Here is a 17,150-nt window from a genome sequence, read left to right on the forward strand (position 1 = left end):
CGTCATTCGCCCCACAGGACGGCGCGCACGCCCGCCGGCCAGGCTTCGATGTCCGGGCCGTGGTGGCGGAACAGCGCCAGCGCCACGCGCTCCAGCCCGAAGCCGACGCAGGCCGAATGGCAAAGCTCGCCGTCGGCGAATTTCAGGCCCCAGGTCTGGCCGAAATGGTCCTGGTGGTAGTTGAAGGACAAGCAAGCGGTCGGCTTTTCGATGCTGGTCACCGGAATCAGCAGCTCGAACTTCAAGCCCTGGTCGCGCTGGTTGTTGGCCATCATCTTGCCGCCGCGGCCGAAGAACGGATCGTTGGCGAGGTCGACGTCGCAGGGCAGTTGGAGAGACTCGATCATCGCCTTGCCGCGCGTCAGCCAGCTTTCGCGGAAGGCACTGACCTGTTCGGCGGTGCCGATCTTGACGAACTCGCGCATGCGGAAAAGCTGCATGCGCGCCGGGTCCTGCGACGGCTCGTGGCGGAAGCAGTAGGACGACAGCTCGAACAGCACGCCCTCGGCCGGCACCGGGCCGCGCGCGGCGACCGTCGGATAGAGCGGATAGCAGGCCGCCGGGGTCAGCGCGACATTGGTGGCCTTCTGAAGCTCGGTCCAGTCCTCGCCGGTCGCCATCATGTTGAGCAGCGAGGCATGCTCACGCTCGCCGCCCATGAAGGAATGCACGCAGCCGGCAAGCTGCGGGAAGGACTTCATGTAGCCGCTCTTTTCCAGCGTGGCGCGGCTCATGCCGGGCGGGAAGTGAATGCGGGTCGCCTTGTCGGGCGCACCGAGGCGGGTGACCAGCTTCTCGAAGCGCTCGATCACCTCCTCGAAGGCGCCGGAGCGGCCGTAGAGCCCGTCCACGCCCGTCTCGAACAGGATGCCGTTGTCGAACAGGCTGTCCAGCAGGGTTTTCGCGTCGAAAGTCTTGGCGTCCATGGTCAGCCCCCCAGGCTGGTGTCAAAGCGGCTCATCAGGAGCAGCGTCGCGGTGTTGGAAAGAATGCGGTCGTTGGAGATCATCACCGGCGCGGAGGCGGTGTCGCGCAGGTGGCGGCCGACGCTGAACGGCGTGCCGTTCTTGTAGCCGAGGATGCCGTTGACCAGCAGCGCGATGCGCACCACCTCGCCGGCCTTCTCGCTGGCGGCCACTTTAAGCGCATTGATCTCGGCGGCGAAACCGATCGAAGACAGCGCGGCGTCGTCGCCCCGAGCGGCATCGACTTGCGCGGCGTCGAAGCGGTGGATGGCGGCCATCAGATGGCCCTTCATCTCCTGCAATTTCGCCGCCGCTTCGGCCAGCCTCAGCGCGCCGGGCGGCAGGGTGCCGTCGGTCTGCTTGCGGGCGGCCGCCTTGACGAAGGCCTGCGCGCGGTTGAAGGCGTCGGCGGCGATGCCGAACCAGGTCGCCGCCCAGTAGATGTGCGACGATGCCAGCATCGACTGCGCGGCGATCTCGGAGAAGGGCTTCGGGAAGATCTGCGCAGCATTGCCCACCGCCTCCAGGTGGAAGCCGTCGGAACAGGTGCCGCGCATGCCGAGGGTGTCCCACACCACGGTGCGGTCGATCGTGCGGTTGGCGTCGTTGGGGATCACCACCATGATCTGGTCGGAACTCGCCGCGTCCGGCGCGCGCCGGGCGGTGGCGAGAATGGCGTCGGCATAGTTGCCGTAGGAAATGACGATGGCTTCCTTGGTAAGCCGGAAGCGGCCGTCCTCGACCTCGATGGCACAGATGGAGTTGCGCAGGTTGCCGCCGATGCCGGCCTCGGTGGTGGCCGACGCCATCAAGAGCTGCTCGGCGGCGATGCGACGCATATAGGCGCGGTGCCATTCGCTGCCGGTGCCGTGCATGACGAAGCTCGACGTCTTGATCTGGTGCATGGCGTAGATCATCGCGCTCGAGCCGCAGGCCTGGGCGAGCTGCGCGATCAGGTCGGCGACGGCGGCAGTACCGAGTCCCTCGCCGCCGTATTCGGCGGGAATGGCGACGCTCAGCAGGCGTTCGCGCTTCAGCGCCTCGACGGTTTCCGCCGGGAAGCGGCCTTCGCGATCGACGGCATCGCCGTGCTCGACCGCCACCGCCACCACCCGGCGCATGCGCTCGGCAGGCGCCTCCACAGCCGCCGCAGGCGCGGCAGCCTCGATCTTGCTCACGACATTCATGATCAGGCCGCCTTCCGCGTGATCTGCGAGACGGCTTCGGCGATGTTGGCGAGCGAGGCGAAGGTGCGGCGCGTCAGCATCGCCTCGGGGAACTCGACGTCGAATTCCTCCTCGAGCGCCAGCATCATCTGCACCGAGGCGAACGAAGTCAGCCCCGCGTCGTAGAGATTGGCGTCGTCGCTCAGCGCCGAGAAGTCCAGCGGAATCATCGGATGGCCGGACAATAGCGTGCGGATGCGGTCGATCATGGTGGCGTCCCTGCCCTGTTGTGCTTGTGGCGGGGACCGTCGCACGCCCGTGGCAACCAGCGCGTTAACGATTTGCGGAAGCTGGAGACAGGCTTAAGGATCGGTATCGAGGACCGGCACAATTCGAGCGATCGGCAAAACAAGCGGCGCGCGTACGGGGCATTGTACGACAGCGTCGTGCCGTCCTCCAGGAAGAGGAAGGCCCGGCGTTGGATGGGGCGCGAACAGCGCAGCATCGGGTAATGCCCCTTTGCGGCACGCCTCGCCGGTCCACTATGACGCCATCAGCCGGTCGAAAACCGGATCGGGATCGTCGACCTCGACCAGCCGCTTGCCCGCGATCACCCAGATCCGCGTCGCGACCGCCCTGACGAAGGCGCGGTCGTGGCTGACCAGCAGGCAGGCCGCGCCCTGTTCCACCAGTTCGCTCTCCAGCATGTCCTGCCCCTCGATGTCGAGGTGGTTGGTCGGCTCGTCCAGCAGGTAGAAGTTCGGCTGGGCGAGGCGCAGCAGAAGCATGGCGAGGCGGGCGCGCTGCCCGCCCGACAGGCGCGAGACGGGTGCGGCCTGGGCGTCGACGCCGATGCCGGCGCCGGCAAGCTGCGCCCGCGCATGGTGATCGGTCGCGTCGCTGGAGCGCTTGACGGCATCCCACGGCGTCGAGAACGCGTCGAGCTGGGAGAGCGCCTGGTCGGAATAGCCGAGCCTGAGGCTGGCCGCGCCGCGAATGGCCGCGTCGGGCTCTGCGAGCGCGCCCCTCAGCCTGTTGACCAGCCGGGTCTTGCCGGTGCCGTTGGCGCCGAGCAGGACGATGCGGTCGCCGTTCTCGATCCACAACCGCCCGGTGCGGAACAGGAGCCGGCCGTCCGGCGTCTCGATCGCCGCGTCGTCGATCGAGACCAGCGCCTTGGCATGGGTGCCGCTGTTGGAGAGGCGGATGGCGCCGGCCGAGCGCTCCTGGTGCGCGGGCCTGGCCCGTTCCTCCAGCCTGTCGGCGCGCTCGGAAAGCTGCTTCGTCTTGACGACCAGCAGGTCGGAGCCGGAATTGATGCCGATGTTCTTGAGCTTCGCCGCCTGCTGCCGCAGCGCCCTGACCTTGCGCATATCGTTGTCGAATTGCCGGCCGCGCGCGGCGTCGCGCTCCTCCAACGCCTGCAGGGCGCGGGAATAAGGCAGGGCGAAGTCGAGGCTTTCCTGAGGGCGCAGGAACAGGGTGCGGTTGGTCACGTCGTCGAGGAAGGCGCGGTCATGGCTTGCCGCTACCACCGCGCAATCGTGCGGCAGCGCGGCGAGGAAGCGCTCCAGCACACCGATGCGGCCGATGTCGAGATGGTTGGTCGGTTCGTCCAGCAGGATCAGGTCGGGCTCGACGATCGCCGCACGCGCCAGAAGCATCGTGCGCTGCCAGCCGCCCGACAACCTGTCGACGGCGCGGTCGCGGATCGCCTCGTCGACTTCGAGGTCGTCCAGCAGGATATCGACCCGCCAGTCTTCCGTCTCGGCAAGCTCGCGCGAGAGCGCGTCGCGCACCGCCTCGCGCAGGGTCATGGCGAGCAGCCGGGCGGGCGGGTCCTGCGGGGCAGTGGCGACGACGAGGCCGCGCGAGCGGGTAACGGTACCGCCGGTCGGCGCCTCACTGCCGGCGACGATGTGAAAGAGCGAGGTCTTGCCGCGCCCGTTGGCGGCGACGAGGCCCAGGCGGTCGCCCTTGGCGATGGAGAGGTTCAGCCCGGTGAACAGGGCTTCGGTGCGGATCAGCGAAAGGTCTTTGACGGCGATCAGGGACATTGTGGTCTCACTTCAGGTCAGGAAGCGCGGCAGGCGCGCCGGTGAGGCTGACAGTGAGACGGCGATGCGTTTCCCGATCAGCCCCGCGAGGTCAGGCGCGGGGCTGAGACAGGTCCACGGGTGCGGTTATGGAAGCACTGGCAAAGCACCAGCTTCCCCCTTCTCGGTTGCAAAACGTCGCGGCGATGTACCAAACCGGCCGCGGCGAAGCAAGACCGGCGGAGCCGAGCGGCGTTCCGGGACGCCACGAAGTCCTTTTCTGCTGGAAATACCGGAGCCCGGACCTACCGGTCGGGCCAGAAGTTGCCTTCGGTGCCGACAATATGGCCGGGCTGGAACGCTACCCTGACCGTGGTGATCGGGCCGAGGTCGTTCCAGGTGCTGCGGTAGAGGACAAGCAGCGCGCGGCCGGGTTGCGTCCCGAGAAGCCTGGCATCGCGCCGGTCGGCGTTCTCGGCCGAAAACGCCATTTCGGCGCGCAGGTAGGGCGCGTTGCGCACCAGCCATTCGTTGGCGTTCAGCTGCCGCAGATCCGCCTCCGCCAGCGTCGGCGTGGCGCGCAGGTTGAGCCAGCGGTCCTCGAGCTGGAAGGGCCGATCGTCGGCATAGTGTATGGCCCGCATGCGGACGAGCACCTCGCCTTGCTTAAGGCCGATCCGCGCGGCGAGCCCGGCGGGAACCGGGCTCCTGCGCTGCGCCACGACCCGATAGCTGTAGGCCATGCCGGCCTGCTCGACCTGCTCGCGCACGATGGAGATGGTGAAGGACGCCTTGCGCACCGGATCGACCGTCACGCGCGTGCCGGCCTTGCGGCGGCGGTCCAGCAGGCCGTCGTTCGCCAGAAGCTGCAGCGCCTTGTTGACGGTGGCGCGCGCGGCGTCGAACTCGATGGCGAGGTCGGCTTCGTCGGGAATGCGGTCGCCCTGGCGCCACTCGCCCTCGACGATGCGGCGGCGCACCTCGTCGGCGATGGTCCGCGCCTTGGATGACGCCGCTCCGGCTGCCATCGCGATCTCCTCCTGACGCCCCGGTCCGCATGAACCGGCAATGACAAGTTTAGGCACGAAACCAGAATAAGTCTAGACATAGAGAATTCGATATGTTTAGACTTAAAAATCACGAACCGGCCGGGAGGAGCGCCAGATGCAGGTTCTCGACAGGGCCGCGATCGCGGCCGATGAAACGGCGGGCAGCCGGCCTGCCGCGTTTTTCTCTGGTTTGACCGCATGAGCGGCCCGCTTGCCGGCATCAAGGTGCTCGACCTGTCGCGCGTGCTGGCGGGGCCGTATTGCACGGCGCTGCTGGCCGACCTCGGCGCCGAGATCGTCAAGCTCGAGCCGCCTTCCGGCGACGACTACCGTCATATCGGCCCGTTCAAGGACGGCGAGAGCGCGCTGTTCACGCTCAACAATCGCGGCAAGAAGAGCATCGTGCTCGACCTCAAGAAGCCGGCCGACCTCGAGCTGGCGCAGGCGCTCGCCGCCCGCGTCGACGTGGTGGTGGAAAATTTCCGCCCCGGCGTCGCCGCCCGGCTCGGCCTCGGCGCCGAGACGCTGCGCAAGGCCAATCCCCGGCTGGTCTATTGCTCGATCTCCGGTTTCGGCCAGGAAGGCCCGTTCAAGGACCTGCCGGCCTACGACCTGGTGGTGCAGGCCATGTCCGGCCTGATGGCCGCGACCGGGGAGGATGGCGGCGCGCCGCTGAAGACCGGCGAAAGCATCGCCGACCTGATCGCCGGCCTGTTCGCGAGCTGGTCGATCATGGCGGCGCTGGTGCAGCGCAACGCGACAGGCCAGGGCGCGGTGCTGGACATTGCCATGTACGACGCGCTGTTTTCCATGCTGACCACCAGCCACGCCCAGCATTTCTACGGCGGCGTGCTGCCCGGCCGTGTCGGCAATCGCCATCCGCTTTCCACCCCCTTCGGCTGCTTCAGGACCAGCGACGGGCAGGTAGTGATCGCGGTGCTGAGCGGCGGGCAGTTCCAGCGCCTGGCGGCGCTGATCGGCAGAGCGGAGATCGCCAACGACCCGCGCTTTGCCTCCGATTCCAGCCGCACCGAGCACGAACCGGCGCTGCGGGCGCTGATCGAGGAATGGTCCGGCCGCCTGACCACCGAACAGGCCGTCGCCGCTTTGGCCGCCGAAGGCCTGCCGACCGCGCCGATCTGGGACATCGCGCAGGCCGCCGACAACGAGCATGCCGCCATGCGCGGCTTGGTGAGCCTGCTTGCGCATCCCGTCCTCGGCAAGGCCCCGGTCGTCGGCCAGCCGGTGCGGTTCGACGGCGTCAAGCCGCTGGCCGCGACCGCCGCGCCGTCTCTGGGCGGCGACCTCGCGGCGGTGCTGAAGGAATTCGGGCTGGAGGAGCGCGCATGACTGCGATCGACGATCCGTGGCACATGCTCTCCGAGGAAGAGCGCCTGTTCTGCGACGTGCTGGAGCGGCTTTGCGCCGACAGGATCGCGCCGCTGGCGGCCGAGACCGATGAAACCTCGCGCTTCGTGCATGAGCAGCTCGCAACGCTGGGCGAAGCCGGCATGATGGGCGCCAACCTGCCGGAAGCCTATGGCGGCGGCGGCATTTCCGCACCCGCGCTGTTGCGTGCCGTCGCCATCGTGGCCGGCGCCTGCGGCTCGACCGCCTCGGCGCTGACGGCGCATTATCTGGCGACCGATTCCATCCTGATCGGCGGCACCGAGGCCCAGAAGGAGGAATGGCTGCCGAAGGCCGCCAGCGGCGAGGTGCTCGCCGCTTTCGCGCTCACCGAGCCCACCGCCGGCTCCGACCCCGCCGACATGAAGACGCGGGCGCGGCGCACCGAAAACGGCTGGCACATCAAGGGCACCAAGTGCTTCATCTCCAACGGCGGCGTCGCCGACGTCGTCGTGGTCTATGCCGTGACCGATCCGGACAAGGGCCATCGCGGCATCTCCGCCTTCCTGCTGCCGAAGGGCACGTCCGGCTTCGAGGCCGGTCCGGCGGAAAAGACCATGGGCCTGAAGGGTGGCCACGTCTTCACGCTGAACCTCGATTGCGAACTGCCCGAAAGCGCGCTGCTGGGCGAGGAAGGCAAGGGCTTCCGCACGGCCATGCAGGTCCTCGACAACGGCCGTGTCGAAGTCGCCGCCCAATGCCTCGGCCTTGCGGGCGCGGCGATGAAGGCGGCGATCGCCTATGCGAAGGAACGCGTCATCGGCGGCATCGCGCTGTCGGAGCGCCAGGGCATCCGCTGGATGATCGCCGACATGGGGCTGGCCTGGCATTCGGCGCTGCTGCTGTCGCAGGAGGCCGCGCGCCAGCGCGACCTGGCGCACCGCCATGGCGGGCGCTTCTCGGCCGCCTCGTCGATGGCCAAGCTCGGCGCCTCGGAGGCTGCGGGAAAGATCGCCGACACCGCCCTGCAATTGCACGGCGGTTACGGCTATACTCGCGATTTTCCCGTCGAGCGGATCGTCCGCGACCTGAGGATCATGCGCATCTATGAAGGATCGAGCGAAATCCAGCGCATCATCATCTCGGGCAACATGGTGGCCTGACAGGAGGCGGATCGTGAACGACCGAAGGGAAGATGCCCCCTACAGTTTTCTTGCAGATGGAAGCACGCTAGATCGTTTCACCGTTTTACGGAAACGGCGCAACGATCTATCTCTTTGTTTTAGCCGCATTTGTGCGACGCCAGACGATTCCGTCTGGCTGCAAAATGCTCTGGCGCCAGGAGACGATTGACGCAGGCGTCCATTCTCTGACCCTATCAAGCGCCGTTGGGGGAGTGGCGGCGCGCGATGAATTCCCGATAGTTCACTCGTCCATCAAGGAGAACGACGATGACCTTTTCCAACGCACTGAAATCCGCCCTGCTCGGCCTGGCCGTGCTCGGCCTCACCGTGCCGGCCATGGCCGACCAACTTGCCGACATCAAGGCCAAGGGCAAGATCGAGACCGCCACGGACATGCACTATGCGCCCTTCGACATGCTGAACAACGGCACCTACGAAGGCATGACCAAGGACCTGTTCGACGGCGTGGCCAAGGAAATCGGCGTCGAGCCGGTCTACCAGGACATTCCCTGGACCGCCGAGCTGCCCGGCCTCGAGGTGAAGAAGTTCGACATCGTCATCGCGCCCGTCACCATCACGCCCGAGCGCCTCGAGCGCTACGCCTTCACGCTGCCGATCGCCGACGCCACCGTGGCGCTGGTGCGCGCCGCCGCCAACACCGAGCTGAAGAACCCGGAAGACATCAAGGGCAAGACCGTCGGCGTCCAGCAGGGCACCGCGCAGTTCAAGCAACTGCAGGCCTTCGGCGACAAGCTCGGCGGCGTCAACGTCAAGGAATACGGCACCACCGACGAGGCCTATGCCGACCTCGCCGCCGGCCGTCTCGACGCCGTCGCCGGCTCGCTGCCGAACCTCACCTACCTGGTCAAGAGCCGTCCCGAGACGTTCGCCATGTTCGACAAGGCCACCTTCGGCCAGCCGACCTACTTCGCCTGGGTGGCGCGCAAGGACGCCGACAGCGAAAGCTTCGTCAAGGCGATCAACGACGCCATGCTGAAGATGACCGACGACGGCCGCATCAAGGCCATCCAGGAAAAGTGGCTGGGCACCTACACCGAGCTGCCGCGCGAAGTTCCGACCAAGTAATGCCTTAGAGCGGGCGGGAGCGATCCCGCCCGCAACCTTCCATCCGCCGCTTGGCGGCAAATGGAGCATCGATGTTTTCGATCCCCGTTTTCCTGAGCAGTTTCGAGCCGCTCTTCTGGGCGGCGCGCTTCACGCTGCTGATTTCCGTTCTCGGCATCGCGCTGGGGCTGGTGGTCGGGGCGCTGATCTGCGCGGCGGCGCTGTCGCGCACGCGCTGGCTGCGCTGGTTCGCGGCGCTCTGGGTCAGCTTCCTGCGCGGCGTTCCGCTGCTGGTCCAGCTCCTGCTCGCCTATTACCTCTTGCCGGTCATCGGCATCAACGTGCCGGCAATGGTCGCCGCGGTGGTGACGGTCGGCATCTGTTCCAGCGCCTATGTCTCGGAAATCTGGCGCGGCGCCATCATCGCCCTGCCGAAAGGCCAGACCGAGGCGGCGACGGCCATCGGCATGCTGCCCCGCGACATCTGGATCAGGGTGATCCTGCCCCAGGCGTTCCGCTACTCGCTGCCGGCGCTGGTCAACGAACTGATCCTGCTGGTCAAGGCGTCGTCGCTGGTCTCCGTCGTCGGCATCCTTGAGGTCACGCGCGCCAGCCAGGCGCAGGCGGCCACCACCTTCCGGCCGCTGGAAGTCTATATCGCGGCCGCCTGTATCTACCTCGTCATCAATCTCTGCTTCGCGGCGCTCGGGCGCTACCTCGAGCACAGGACGGCCATCTGATGGACCCGAGCATCCTGCTGCAATACTGGCCGATCCTGCTCTCCGGCTTCAAGCTGACGATCCTGTGCTGGATTCTCGGCACCATCTTCAGCATGATTTTGGGCCTGATCATCTCGCTGGCGCAGCGCTACGGGCCGCGCCCTCTCGGCTGGCTGATCCAGGCCTATATCGAGGTCATTCGCGGCACGCCGTTCCTGGTGCAGCTCTTCGTTCTCTATTACGGCGGCCCGTTGCTCGGCCTGCGCCTCGACGCCCTGCCGGCGGGGCTTCTCGGGCTCAGCGTCTACGGCAGCCCCTATTTCGCCGAGATCTTCCGCGCCGGCTACCTCGCCGTGCCGGTCGGGCAGCTGGAGGCGGCACGCGCCATCGGCATGTCGGAACTCACCATCGTTCGCCGCATCCTTTTGCCGCTCAGCCTCGTTTCGGCGCTGCCGGCATTGGTCAACTTCTCCATCATCCTGACCAAGGAGACGGTGATCCTGTCCATCATCACCGTGCCGGAGCTGATGTATTCCGTGCAGCGCATGTCCACCGAGACCTTCCGCTATTTGGAAGCCAACTTCATCCTGGCGCTGTTCTTCTGGCTCCTGGTCGAAACCATTTCGCGCGCCGGCCGCTGGCTGGAAACGCGCATCACCAGACATCTGATCGAAAGGACGTAGGATGATCGAAGCCTCATCCGTCGAGATCCGCAAGGTCAACAAGTTCTACGGCCCCTTCCAGGCATTGAAGGACGTGAACCTGTCGATCCTACCCGGCAAGGTCACCTGCCTGATCGGACCTTCCGGTTCGGGCAAGTCCACGCTGCTGCGTTGCATCAACTTCCTCGAGGAATACGATTCCGGCGAGATCACCATCGACGGCCAGTTGATCGGCTATGCGACGCCCGGCGGCCGCAGGATGCCCGGTCGCAAGCTGCGCGAGATGCGCCGTTCCATCGGCATGGTGTTCCAGCAATTCAACCTGTGGCCGCACATGACCGCGCTGCAGAACGTGGCCGAAGGGCTGATCCGCGTGCGCGGCCTGCCGAAGGCGCAAGCCGAGGCCCGCGCCGCCGAGGCGCTGAAGAAGGTGGGGCTGGCCGACAAGATGGCCAACCATCCCTCGCGCCTTTCCGGCGGCCAGCAGCAGCGCGTGGCGATCGCCCGGGCGATTGCCATGGAGCCGCGCCTGATGCTGTTCGACGAGCCAACCTCGGCGCTCGACCCGGAGCTGGTGGGCGAGGTGCTGAGCGTCATGCGCACGCTCGCGACCGAAGGCATGACCATGGTCGTCGTCACCCACGAAATGGGCTTCGCGGCCCATGTCGCGGATCAGGTCGCCTTCATGGAAAAGGGCGAACTGGTGGGCGTGGACGCGCCGGGCAAGATCCTGCACCATCCCGAGGACCCACGCATCCAGGCCTTCCTGCGCACCTATCACGAGCGCAACAGTTTTTGACCTGCGGCCGCCAGCGGCGCGGAGTTCGGACTGTCACCTTTCGCGACGCGGGTACGACCGTGGCCTTTGCCGCGCGCGGCGTGCGAAGACCGATGACTGGAAGCTGAAGCCAGCCGTCAGCCGACGAAGGCGCGCTCGACGACGAAGCTGGCGGGTGCGCTGAGAGACCCCTCGACGAAGCCGTGGTTCTCGGCCAGTTCCTTGACGTCCTTCAGCATCTCCATGGAGCCGCAGATCATCACCCGATCGGTCTCCGGATTGAGCGGTTCGACGCCGAGGTCGGAATAGAACTTGCCGGAACCGATCAGCGCGGTGATGCGACCCATGCAGTCGCTCTCCTCGCGCGTCGTCGAATTGTAGAGCGTAAAGCGGCCCTCGGTCAGTTCGCCGATCAGCGGATCGTCCTTCAGCGACGCCGCAAGTTCCTGGCCATAGACCAGCTCGGCCCTGTCGCGGCAGGTATGGGTAAGGACAACCTGATCGAACTTCTCGTAGGTGTCGGGATCGCGCAGCAGCGAGGCGAAGGGGGCGATGCCGGTGCCGGTCGAGATCATGAAGACGCGCCTGGCCGGGGTCAGCGCGTCGAGCACCAGCGTGCCGGTCGACTTCTGGCGCATCAGCACCGTGTCGCCCGGCTGGATCTTCTGCAAATGCTGGGTCAGTGGACCGTCCGGCACCTTGATGGAGAAGAACTCCAGTTCCTCGTCCCAGGCGGGGCTCGCCACCGAATAGGCGCGGAACACCGGCTTTTCGGCATTCGGCAGGCCGATCATGACGAACTCGCCGGAGCGGAAGCGGAAGGATTGCGGGCGCGTGATGCGGAAGGAGAATAGCCGGTCGGTGTAATGGCGAACCGACACCACCGTCTCAGCATAGACATTGGCGGGAATGGGGAACTGCGGCGCGCGCGGCTCGGGTGCAAGGGCAGACGTCATGCGGAAACATCCTGCGGCAAAGACGAAGGGCGTTATCGTGCGGCGCTGAACCAGTCAATCGGGCGGCCTGTCACAGCGCCCTCGTCACGGCCCCACGTATCAGGCCCTTGTGTGGTAAATTTATTAGTATACAAATGATTTCCGTGTCAAGATCGGGCGGGAAAGCCGGTCGGTCCGGCGCGTATCCGCGGTCCGGATTCGGGTTTCGGCGATGGATGAAAACCTTCAGGTTCACTCGGGCAGCGTCGTGGCCGGCATCGATGTCGGCGGCACCTTCACCGACCTGATCCTGATCGACCAAGCGGCCTCCAAGGTTTCAATCGCCAAGACGCCGACGACGACCGACAACCAGGCCTTCGGCGTGGTCGCGGCCCTTGCCGCCACCGGCTACCCGGTGAAGGACATCGACCTCATCGTCCACGGCACCACCACCACCACCAACGCAGTGCTGGAGCGGCGGCTGGCCAAGACCGGCATGATCACCACCGCCGGCTTCCGCGACATCATCGAGCTTGGCCGGCGCACGCGCCCGCAGGCCTACGGCATGACCGGAACCTTCGTCCCCGTCATCCCGCGCAACCTGCGCCTCGAAGTCGCCGAGCGCGTGGAAGCCCGCGGCGCAGTGCGTACGCCGCTCGACGAGGACGGCGTGCGCGATGCCGTGCGGCAATTGCTCGATGCCGGCTGCGAGTCGCTCGTCATCCACTTCCTGCATTGCTACGCCAATCCGGCGCACGAGAAGCGCGCGGCCGAAATCGCCGCCGAACTCTGGCCGAACGGCCACATCACCATGGGCCACGCGCTGCTTTCGGAAGCGCGCGAATTCGAGCGCGGGGTGACGGCCGCCGTCAACGCCTCGGTGCAGCCGATCCTCGAACGCTATGTGGCAAAGCTGCGCGCCGAACTGGCTGGGCAAGGCTACGCCCGCGACTTCCTGATGATGAACGGCAACGGCGGCATGATCTCGGCCCGCTTCGTCACCCGCGAGGCGGCCAAGACGGTGATGTCCGGCCCGGCTTCCGGCGTCATCGCCGCCGCCTATACCGGCAGGCGCGCCGGCTTCCCCAACCTCGTCACCTACGACATGGGCGGCACCTCAACGGACGTGGCGCTGATCCGCAACGCCGAGCCGGCCGTCTCCAACGAGATCGAGATCGAATACGCCATGCCGATCCATGTGCCGATGGTGGCGGTGCACACGGTCGGCGCCGGCGGCGGCTCGATCGCCCGCGTCGACGCGGCAGGGCTGATCCAGGTCGGGCCGCAGAGCGCGGGCGCCGCGCCCGGACCGATCTGCTACGGCCGCAGCGGCACCGAGCCAACCATCACTGACGCCAACCTCGTGCTCGGCCGGCTGGCGCCGAAAAAGCTGCTTTCGGTCGACAATCCGGTCACCGCCGAAAGCGTCACCCGCATCTTCGAGGAAAAGATCGGCCGCGCCGCCGGGCTTTCCGGCGTCGAGGCGGCGGGCGCCGTTCTGAAACTCGGTAACATGAAGATGGCAGGCGCCATCCGCATGGTGTCGGTGGCGCGCGGCCACGACCCGCGCGACTTCACCCTGTTCGCCTTCGGCGGCGCCGGCCCGCTGCATGCCTCGGCGTTGGCGCGCGAACTCGGCCTGCCGCGCGTTCTGGTGCCGGCGCGCCCCGGCATCACCAATGCGCTCGGCTGCGTGGTGGCCGACCTGCGGCACGATTTCGTCAACACGCTGAACCAGCCGGTGGCGGCGCTGGACGAGGAGCGCGTTCGCGCGGTGCTCGCCGCCCAGGTCGAGGAAGGCAAGGCGCTGATCGCGCAGGAAGCGGTGCAGCCGCAGGAAATCCGCATCAGCCATTCGGCCGACATGCAATTCATCGGCCAGACGCACATCGTCAATGTCCCCCTGCCCTCGGCCGCCATCGACCGTGCGACGCTGCAGGCGCTGTTCGAGAAGGCCTATTTCGCCCGCTTCAAGGTCGAACTGCCGGAAATCCGCGCCAACCTCGTCAACCTCAACACCTCCGTCACCGGCGTGCGCCCGGCGCTCGACCTTAGCCGGCTCATCGACCCGGCCGGGCGAGCCGGCACGCTTGCCGAAGCGCGGCTGGAGGTGCGGCCCGTCTGGTATGACGGGCGCTGGCACGACACGCCGGTCTATGCGCGCGAAAAGCTGCCGCTTGATGCGACGATCGAAGGCCCGGCGATCCTCGAGCAGATGGACTGCACGACGGTGCTGGAGCCGGGCGACATGGCGAAGAGCGATGCCGACGGCAATATCGTCGTCGAGGTGGGACGATGAGGGCGATGAGCGGAACAGGACTCCTCGCCCCGTTTACGGCCGCGCCATTGCATATGAACTTTTCGTTGGCCCGAAACCCCCACCCCTGTCCCCTCCCCTCAAAGGGGAGGGAGACGCCGACACCGCCGTTTCTCCCGAGACCATCGAGGTTTGTGAATTGTGGCCACGCCGCGAAGTTCCCCTCCCCCTTGAGGGGAGGGGTTAGGGGTGGGGGTTCAGCGGCATATGCGATAGCTCTGCCGTAAACGGGGAGAAGGAAGATGACCCTCGACACGCTCACCCTCTCCGTCATCCAGGCGGCCCTCCAGCAGGCCTGCGACGAGATGGACCTGACCTTCTCGCGCGCCGCCTTCTCGCCGGTCATCGCCGAGGCCAACGACCGCTCCGACGGCATTTACTCGGCCGAGGACGGCTCGCTCATCGCGCAGGGCAACCAGGGCCTGCCGGTGTTCGTCGGCGTCATGCAGCACTCCACCCGTACCGTCATCGAAATGATCCGCGACGGAAGCTGCCTGCCGCCGCAAGAAGGCGACATCTACATCGTCAACGACCCCTATCTCGGCGGCACGCACCTGATGGACGTGCGCTTCGTCATGCCGCTTTACCGCGACGGACAAATCTTCTGCTGGCTGTCCAACACCGGCCATTGGCCCGATATCGGCGGCGCGGTGCCCGGCGGCTTTTCCGCCTCCGCCACCGCCGTCGAGCAGGAAGGCTTGCGCCTGCCGCCGGTAAAGCTGTTCAAGAAAGGCGTGCTCGATCCAGAAATCCACGCCATCATCGCCTCCAACATCCGCGTCGCCGACCAGCGTATCGGCGACATCAAAGCGCAGGCCGCCGCCCTTTTGGTCGGGCAGGACCGCGTCAATGAGATCCTGGATCGTTACGGTGACGAAACGGTCAGAGATGCCATTTCAGAACTACGCCGACGCGCCGCCGAGCAGATGCGCGCGGCGATTGCCGCCATTCCCGACGGGCTCTACCGCTCGAAGGCCTTCGTCGATTCCGACGGAGTGGTCGACCATCCGCTGACGATCGCGCTGCTGGTCGAGAAGGAAGGCGAGACGCTGACCTTCGACTTCTCGCAGTCGAGCCATCCCTGCGCCGGGCCGATGAACAGCGTGCTCGCCACCACGCTGTCGTCGGTCTACCTCGCCATGCGCCACATCTTCCCCGACGTGCCGATCAATGCCGGCGCCTTCGAACCGCTGATCGTCAAGCGGCCTGAGGGCACGTTCCTCGACGCGCACTATCCCCGCCCGGTTTCCGGCTGTGCTGCGGAAGTCTCGCAGCGCATTGCAGAGGCCGTGTTCGCTGCGCTGGTGCAGGCGCTGCCGGAAAAGGTGACGGCGGCGCCCGCAGGCTCCAGCGGCAACTTCGCGCTCGGCGGCCACGATCCGGCGCGCGGGCGCGACTATGTGATGTACCAGATTTCCGGCGGCGGCTACGGCGGCAACGCGGACGAAGACGGGCTTGCCAACGGCTGCTCGACCATCGGCATCTCCAAGTCGCCGCCGGTCGAGATCATGGAGCAGGCCTTTCCGGTGCTCTACCGCCACTACGCGCTGCGCGAGGGCTCGGGCGGCGCGGGCAAGCATCGCGGCGGCTTCGGGCTCGCCTACGAGGTGGAATTGCTCAGAGGCGAAGCCCGCGCGTCCTTCGTCATGGACCACGGCCGCTTCGGGCCGCAGGGCGCACTCGGCGGCGCGGATGGCGCCGTCAACGAAGTGACGGTGTTCCGCGACGGCGAGGCGCATGTGCCGCCGCACCTCTCCAAGGAACAGGATATCCCGATGAAGGCCGGCGACCGCGTGCGCGTCGGCACGCCCGGCGGTGGCGGCTACGGCGACCCGCGCCGCCGCGACCCCGAAGCGGTGCGGCACGACGTGGCGATGGGGTACTACACGGCGACGCAGGCGAAAGAGATGTTCGGGGTGGCGGTGGAGTGAAGCTGCTTTCCTCGTACACGGCTGTCGCATATGGCGCGTACCCCCACCCCTAACCCCTCCCCGCAAGGGAGGGAGACGCTGACACCCCTGTTTCGTCTAAACCCGGTAACGTTGGCGGGCTGTAGCGGTGCCGCAGAGTCCCCCTCCCCCTTGCGGGGAGGGGTTAGGGGTGGGGGTACTGTGCCACATGCGACAGCCCCGCCGTAAACGGAAAGAGGGGCGGCGGCGTGCTTTCTCCCGCAAAGAATTTTCCAAAATCTATCCCCGTCCTTTTCATCCACCTCATACTGCCCGTCATCTCCTGTGCGGGAACGCGGGTCGCGAACCGGGCGCTTGTGGCAGGGGACGGTGCCGGGCTGGCAGCGTAACGGTACGCTGCTGGGTGATGAGCCCCCAAGTCCGGGCCTCGACCGAGCCAGCGGGCCGCTGTGAAAAGCGGCAGCGACCCTCGGGGAGGCAAGACACCGGCGGGCGCGGGATGCCGCGCCACTATTTAACTTAGCAGGCACGGCCCCCGCGCCCGCTTCCCGACCTCAAACGAGGTCAGTTCTTTGACAATGGCCAGGGCCGAAAGGCAGCGTGGCAACGATGAAGCTCACGCAGGGAGAACCCCTCTCCGTCTCGGCTTCGCCGAGCCACCTCTCCCCAAAAGGGGCGAGGAACCGAGCTCGCGAACGTCGCACTTCTCGAATATCCGAGACATGGCAACAGTTTTCGTACGGCACCGGCCCAACAGGACTTGGGTTCCTCGCCCCTCCGGGGAGAGGTGGCTCGGCGAAGCCGAGACGGAGAGGGGTCGTCGGCCGTAGAGCAAGGGCTTCATAGCGTCGGAGTGGTGGAGGTCACCCCTCCCGACAGGCCTGCGGCCTGCCACCCTTGTATCTGCACGCAGGCAGGATTTGTGCGAGGAAAGCGACTGAGCCTCGAACCGGATGGCCATCCGGTTCGAGGCTTGGCGAAGTCGCCCGTACACCCTCCGGCCACAACCGCAGGGGA

14 protein-coding genes are annotated in these 17,150 nt (G+C 66.7%); 8 read left to right on the forward strand and 6 right to left on the reverse strand.

Annotation, left to right across the window (positions count from 1 at the left end; translation table 11 throughout):
* Positions 1 to 2: 2 nt before the first annotated feature.
* The 5 genes from E6C48_RS21940 to E6C48_RS21960 form a co-directional block, all read right to left on the reverse strand.
* Complete coding sequence (locus E6C48_RS21940; RefSeq protein ID WP_136360324.1) at positions 3 to 926, reverse strand: amino acid--[acyl-carrier-protein] ligase; 924 nt, start codon at positions 924 to 926, stop codon at positions 3 to 5.
* Positions 927 to 928: 2 nt separating this feature from the next.
* A complete protein-coding gene (locus E6C48_RS21945) occupies positions 929 to 2,086 on the reverse strand; it encodes an acyl-CoA dehydrogenase family protein (RefSeq protein ID WP_168734621.1) in 1,158 nt (385 codons plus the stop codon).
* 68 nt (positions 2,087 to 2,154) lie between these two features.
* Entirely contained in the window at positions 2,155 to 2,400 is a 246-nt protein-coding gene (locus tag E6C48_RS21950; protein WP_136360326.1) for an acyl carrier protein, read from the reverse strand.
* A 273-nt stretch (positions 2,401 to 2,673) separates the two neighbouring features.
* Positions 2,674 to 4,188 (reverse strand): ABC-F family ATP-binding cassette domain-containing protein, encoded by a 1,515-nt coding sequence (locus E6C48_RS21955; protein ID WP_136360327.1) that lies wholly within the window; start codon positions 4,186 to 4,188, stop codon positions 2,674 to 2,676.
* A gap of 284 nt (positions 4,189 to 4,472) precedes the next feature.
* Positions 4,473 to 5,195 carry a GntR family transcriptional regulator gene (locus E6C48_RS21960; RefSeq protein ID WP_136360328.1) on the reverse strand — a complete coding sequence of 241 codons (723 nt, stop codon included), beginning with the start codon at positions 5,193 to 5,195 and terminating at the stop codon, positions 4,473 to 4,475.
* A gap of 219 nt (positions 5,196 to 5,414) precedes the next feature.
* Between E6C48_RS21960 and E6C48_RS21965 the strand changes: the two genes are divergently transcribed.
* The 6 genes from E6C48_RS21965 (at position 5,415) to E6C48_RS21990 (ending at position 10,992) form a co-directional block, all read left to right on the forward strand.
* Positions 5,415 to 6,566 carry a CaiB/BaiF CoA transferase family protein gene (locus tag E6C48_RS21965; RefSeq protein ID WP_136360329.1) on the forward strand — a complete coding sequence of 384 codons (1,152 nt, stop codon included), beginning with the start codon at positions 5,415 to 5,417 and terminating at the stop codon, positions 6,564 to 6,566.
* Entirely contained in the window at positions 6,563 to 7,726 is a 1,164-nt protein-coding gene (locus E6C48_RS21970; protein WP_206086552.1) for an acyl-CoA dehydrogenase family protein, read from the forward strand. Before E6C48_RS21965 ends, E6C48_RS21970 begins: the two co-directional genes overlap by 4 nt.
* 288 nt (positions 7,727 to 8,014) lie before the next feature.
* Positions 8,015 to 8,833, forward strand: a complete 819-nt coding sequence (locus E6C48_RS21975) for a transporter substrate-binding domain-containing protein (RefSeq protein WP_136360330.1) — start codon at positions 8,015 to 8,017, stop codon at positions 8,831 to 8,833.
* A gap of 71 nt (positions 8,834 to 8,904) precedes the next feature.
* Entirely contained in the window at positions 8,905 to 9,552 is a 648-nt protein-coding gene (locus E6C48_RS21980; RefSeq protein WP_136360331.1) for an amino acid ABC transporter permease, read from the forward strand.
* A complete protein-coding gene (locus tag E6C48_RS21985) occupies positions 9,552 to 10,214 on the forward strand; it encodes an amino acid ABC transporter permease (RefSeq protein ID WP_136360332.1) in 663 nt (220 codons plus the stop codon). Before E6C48_RS21980 ends, E6C48_RS21985 begins: the two co-directional genes overlap by 1 nt.
* A gap of 1 nt (position 10,215) precedes the next feature.
* Entirely contained in the window at positions 10,216 to 10,992 is a 777-nt protein-coding gene (locus E6C48_RS21990) for an amino acid ABC transporter ATP-binding protein (protein ID WP_136360333.1), read from the forward strand.
* 116 nt (positions 10,993 to 11,108) lie between these two features.
* Here E6C48_RS21990 and E6C48_RS21995 read toward each other — a convergent pair whose 3' ends face one another.
* On the reverse strand, positions 11,109 to 11,927 hold the full coding sequence (locus E6C48_RS21995) for a ferredoxin--NADP reductase (RefSeq protein WP_136360334.1): 819 nt from the start codon (positions 11,925 to 11,927) through the stop codon (positions 11,109 to 11,111).
* Between the two features lie 211 nt (positions 11,928 to 12,138).
* Here E6C48_RS21995 and E6C48_RS22000 point away from each other — a divergent pair, with 211 nt between their 5' ends.
* Positions 12,139 to 14,205, forward strand: a complete 2,067-nt coding sequence (locus E6C48_RS22000) for a hydantoinase/oxoprolinase family protein (protein WP_136360335.1) — start codon at positions 12,139 to 12,141, stop codon at positions 14,203 to 14,205.
* A 260-nt stretch (positions 14,206 to 14,465) separates the two neighbouring features.
* Positions 14,466 to 16,154: a hydantoinase B/oxoprolinase family protein gene (locus tag E6C48_RS22005; RefSeq protein WP_136360336.1), complete on the forward strand. Its 1,689-nt coding sequence runs from the start codon at positions 14,466 to 14,468 to the stop codon at positions 16,152 to 16,154.
* The last annotated feature ends 996 nt before the right edge of the window (positions 16,155 to 17,150 follow it).

The organism is Ollibium composti (assembly GCF_004801285.1).
GTDB lineage: Bacteria > Pseudomonadota > Alphaproteobacteria > Rhizobiales > Rhizobiaceae > Mesorhizobium > Mesorhizobium composti.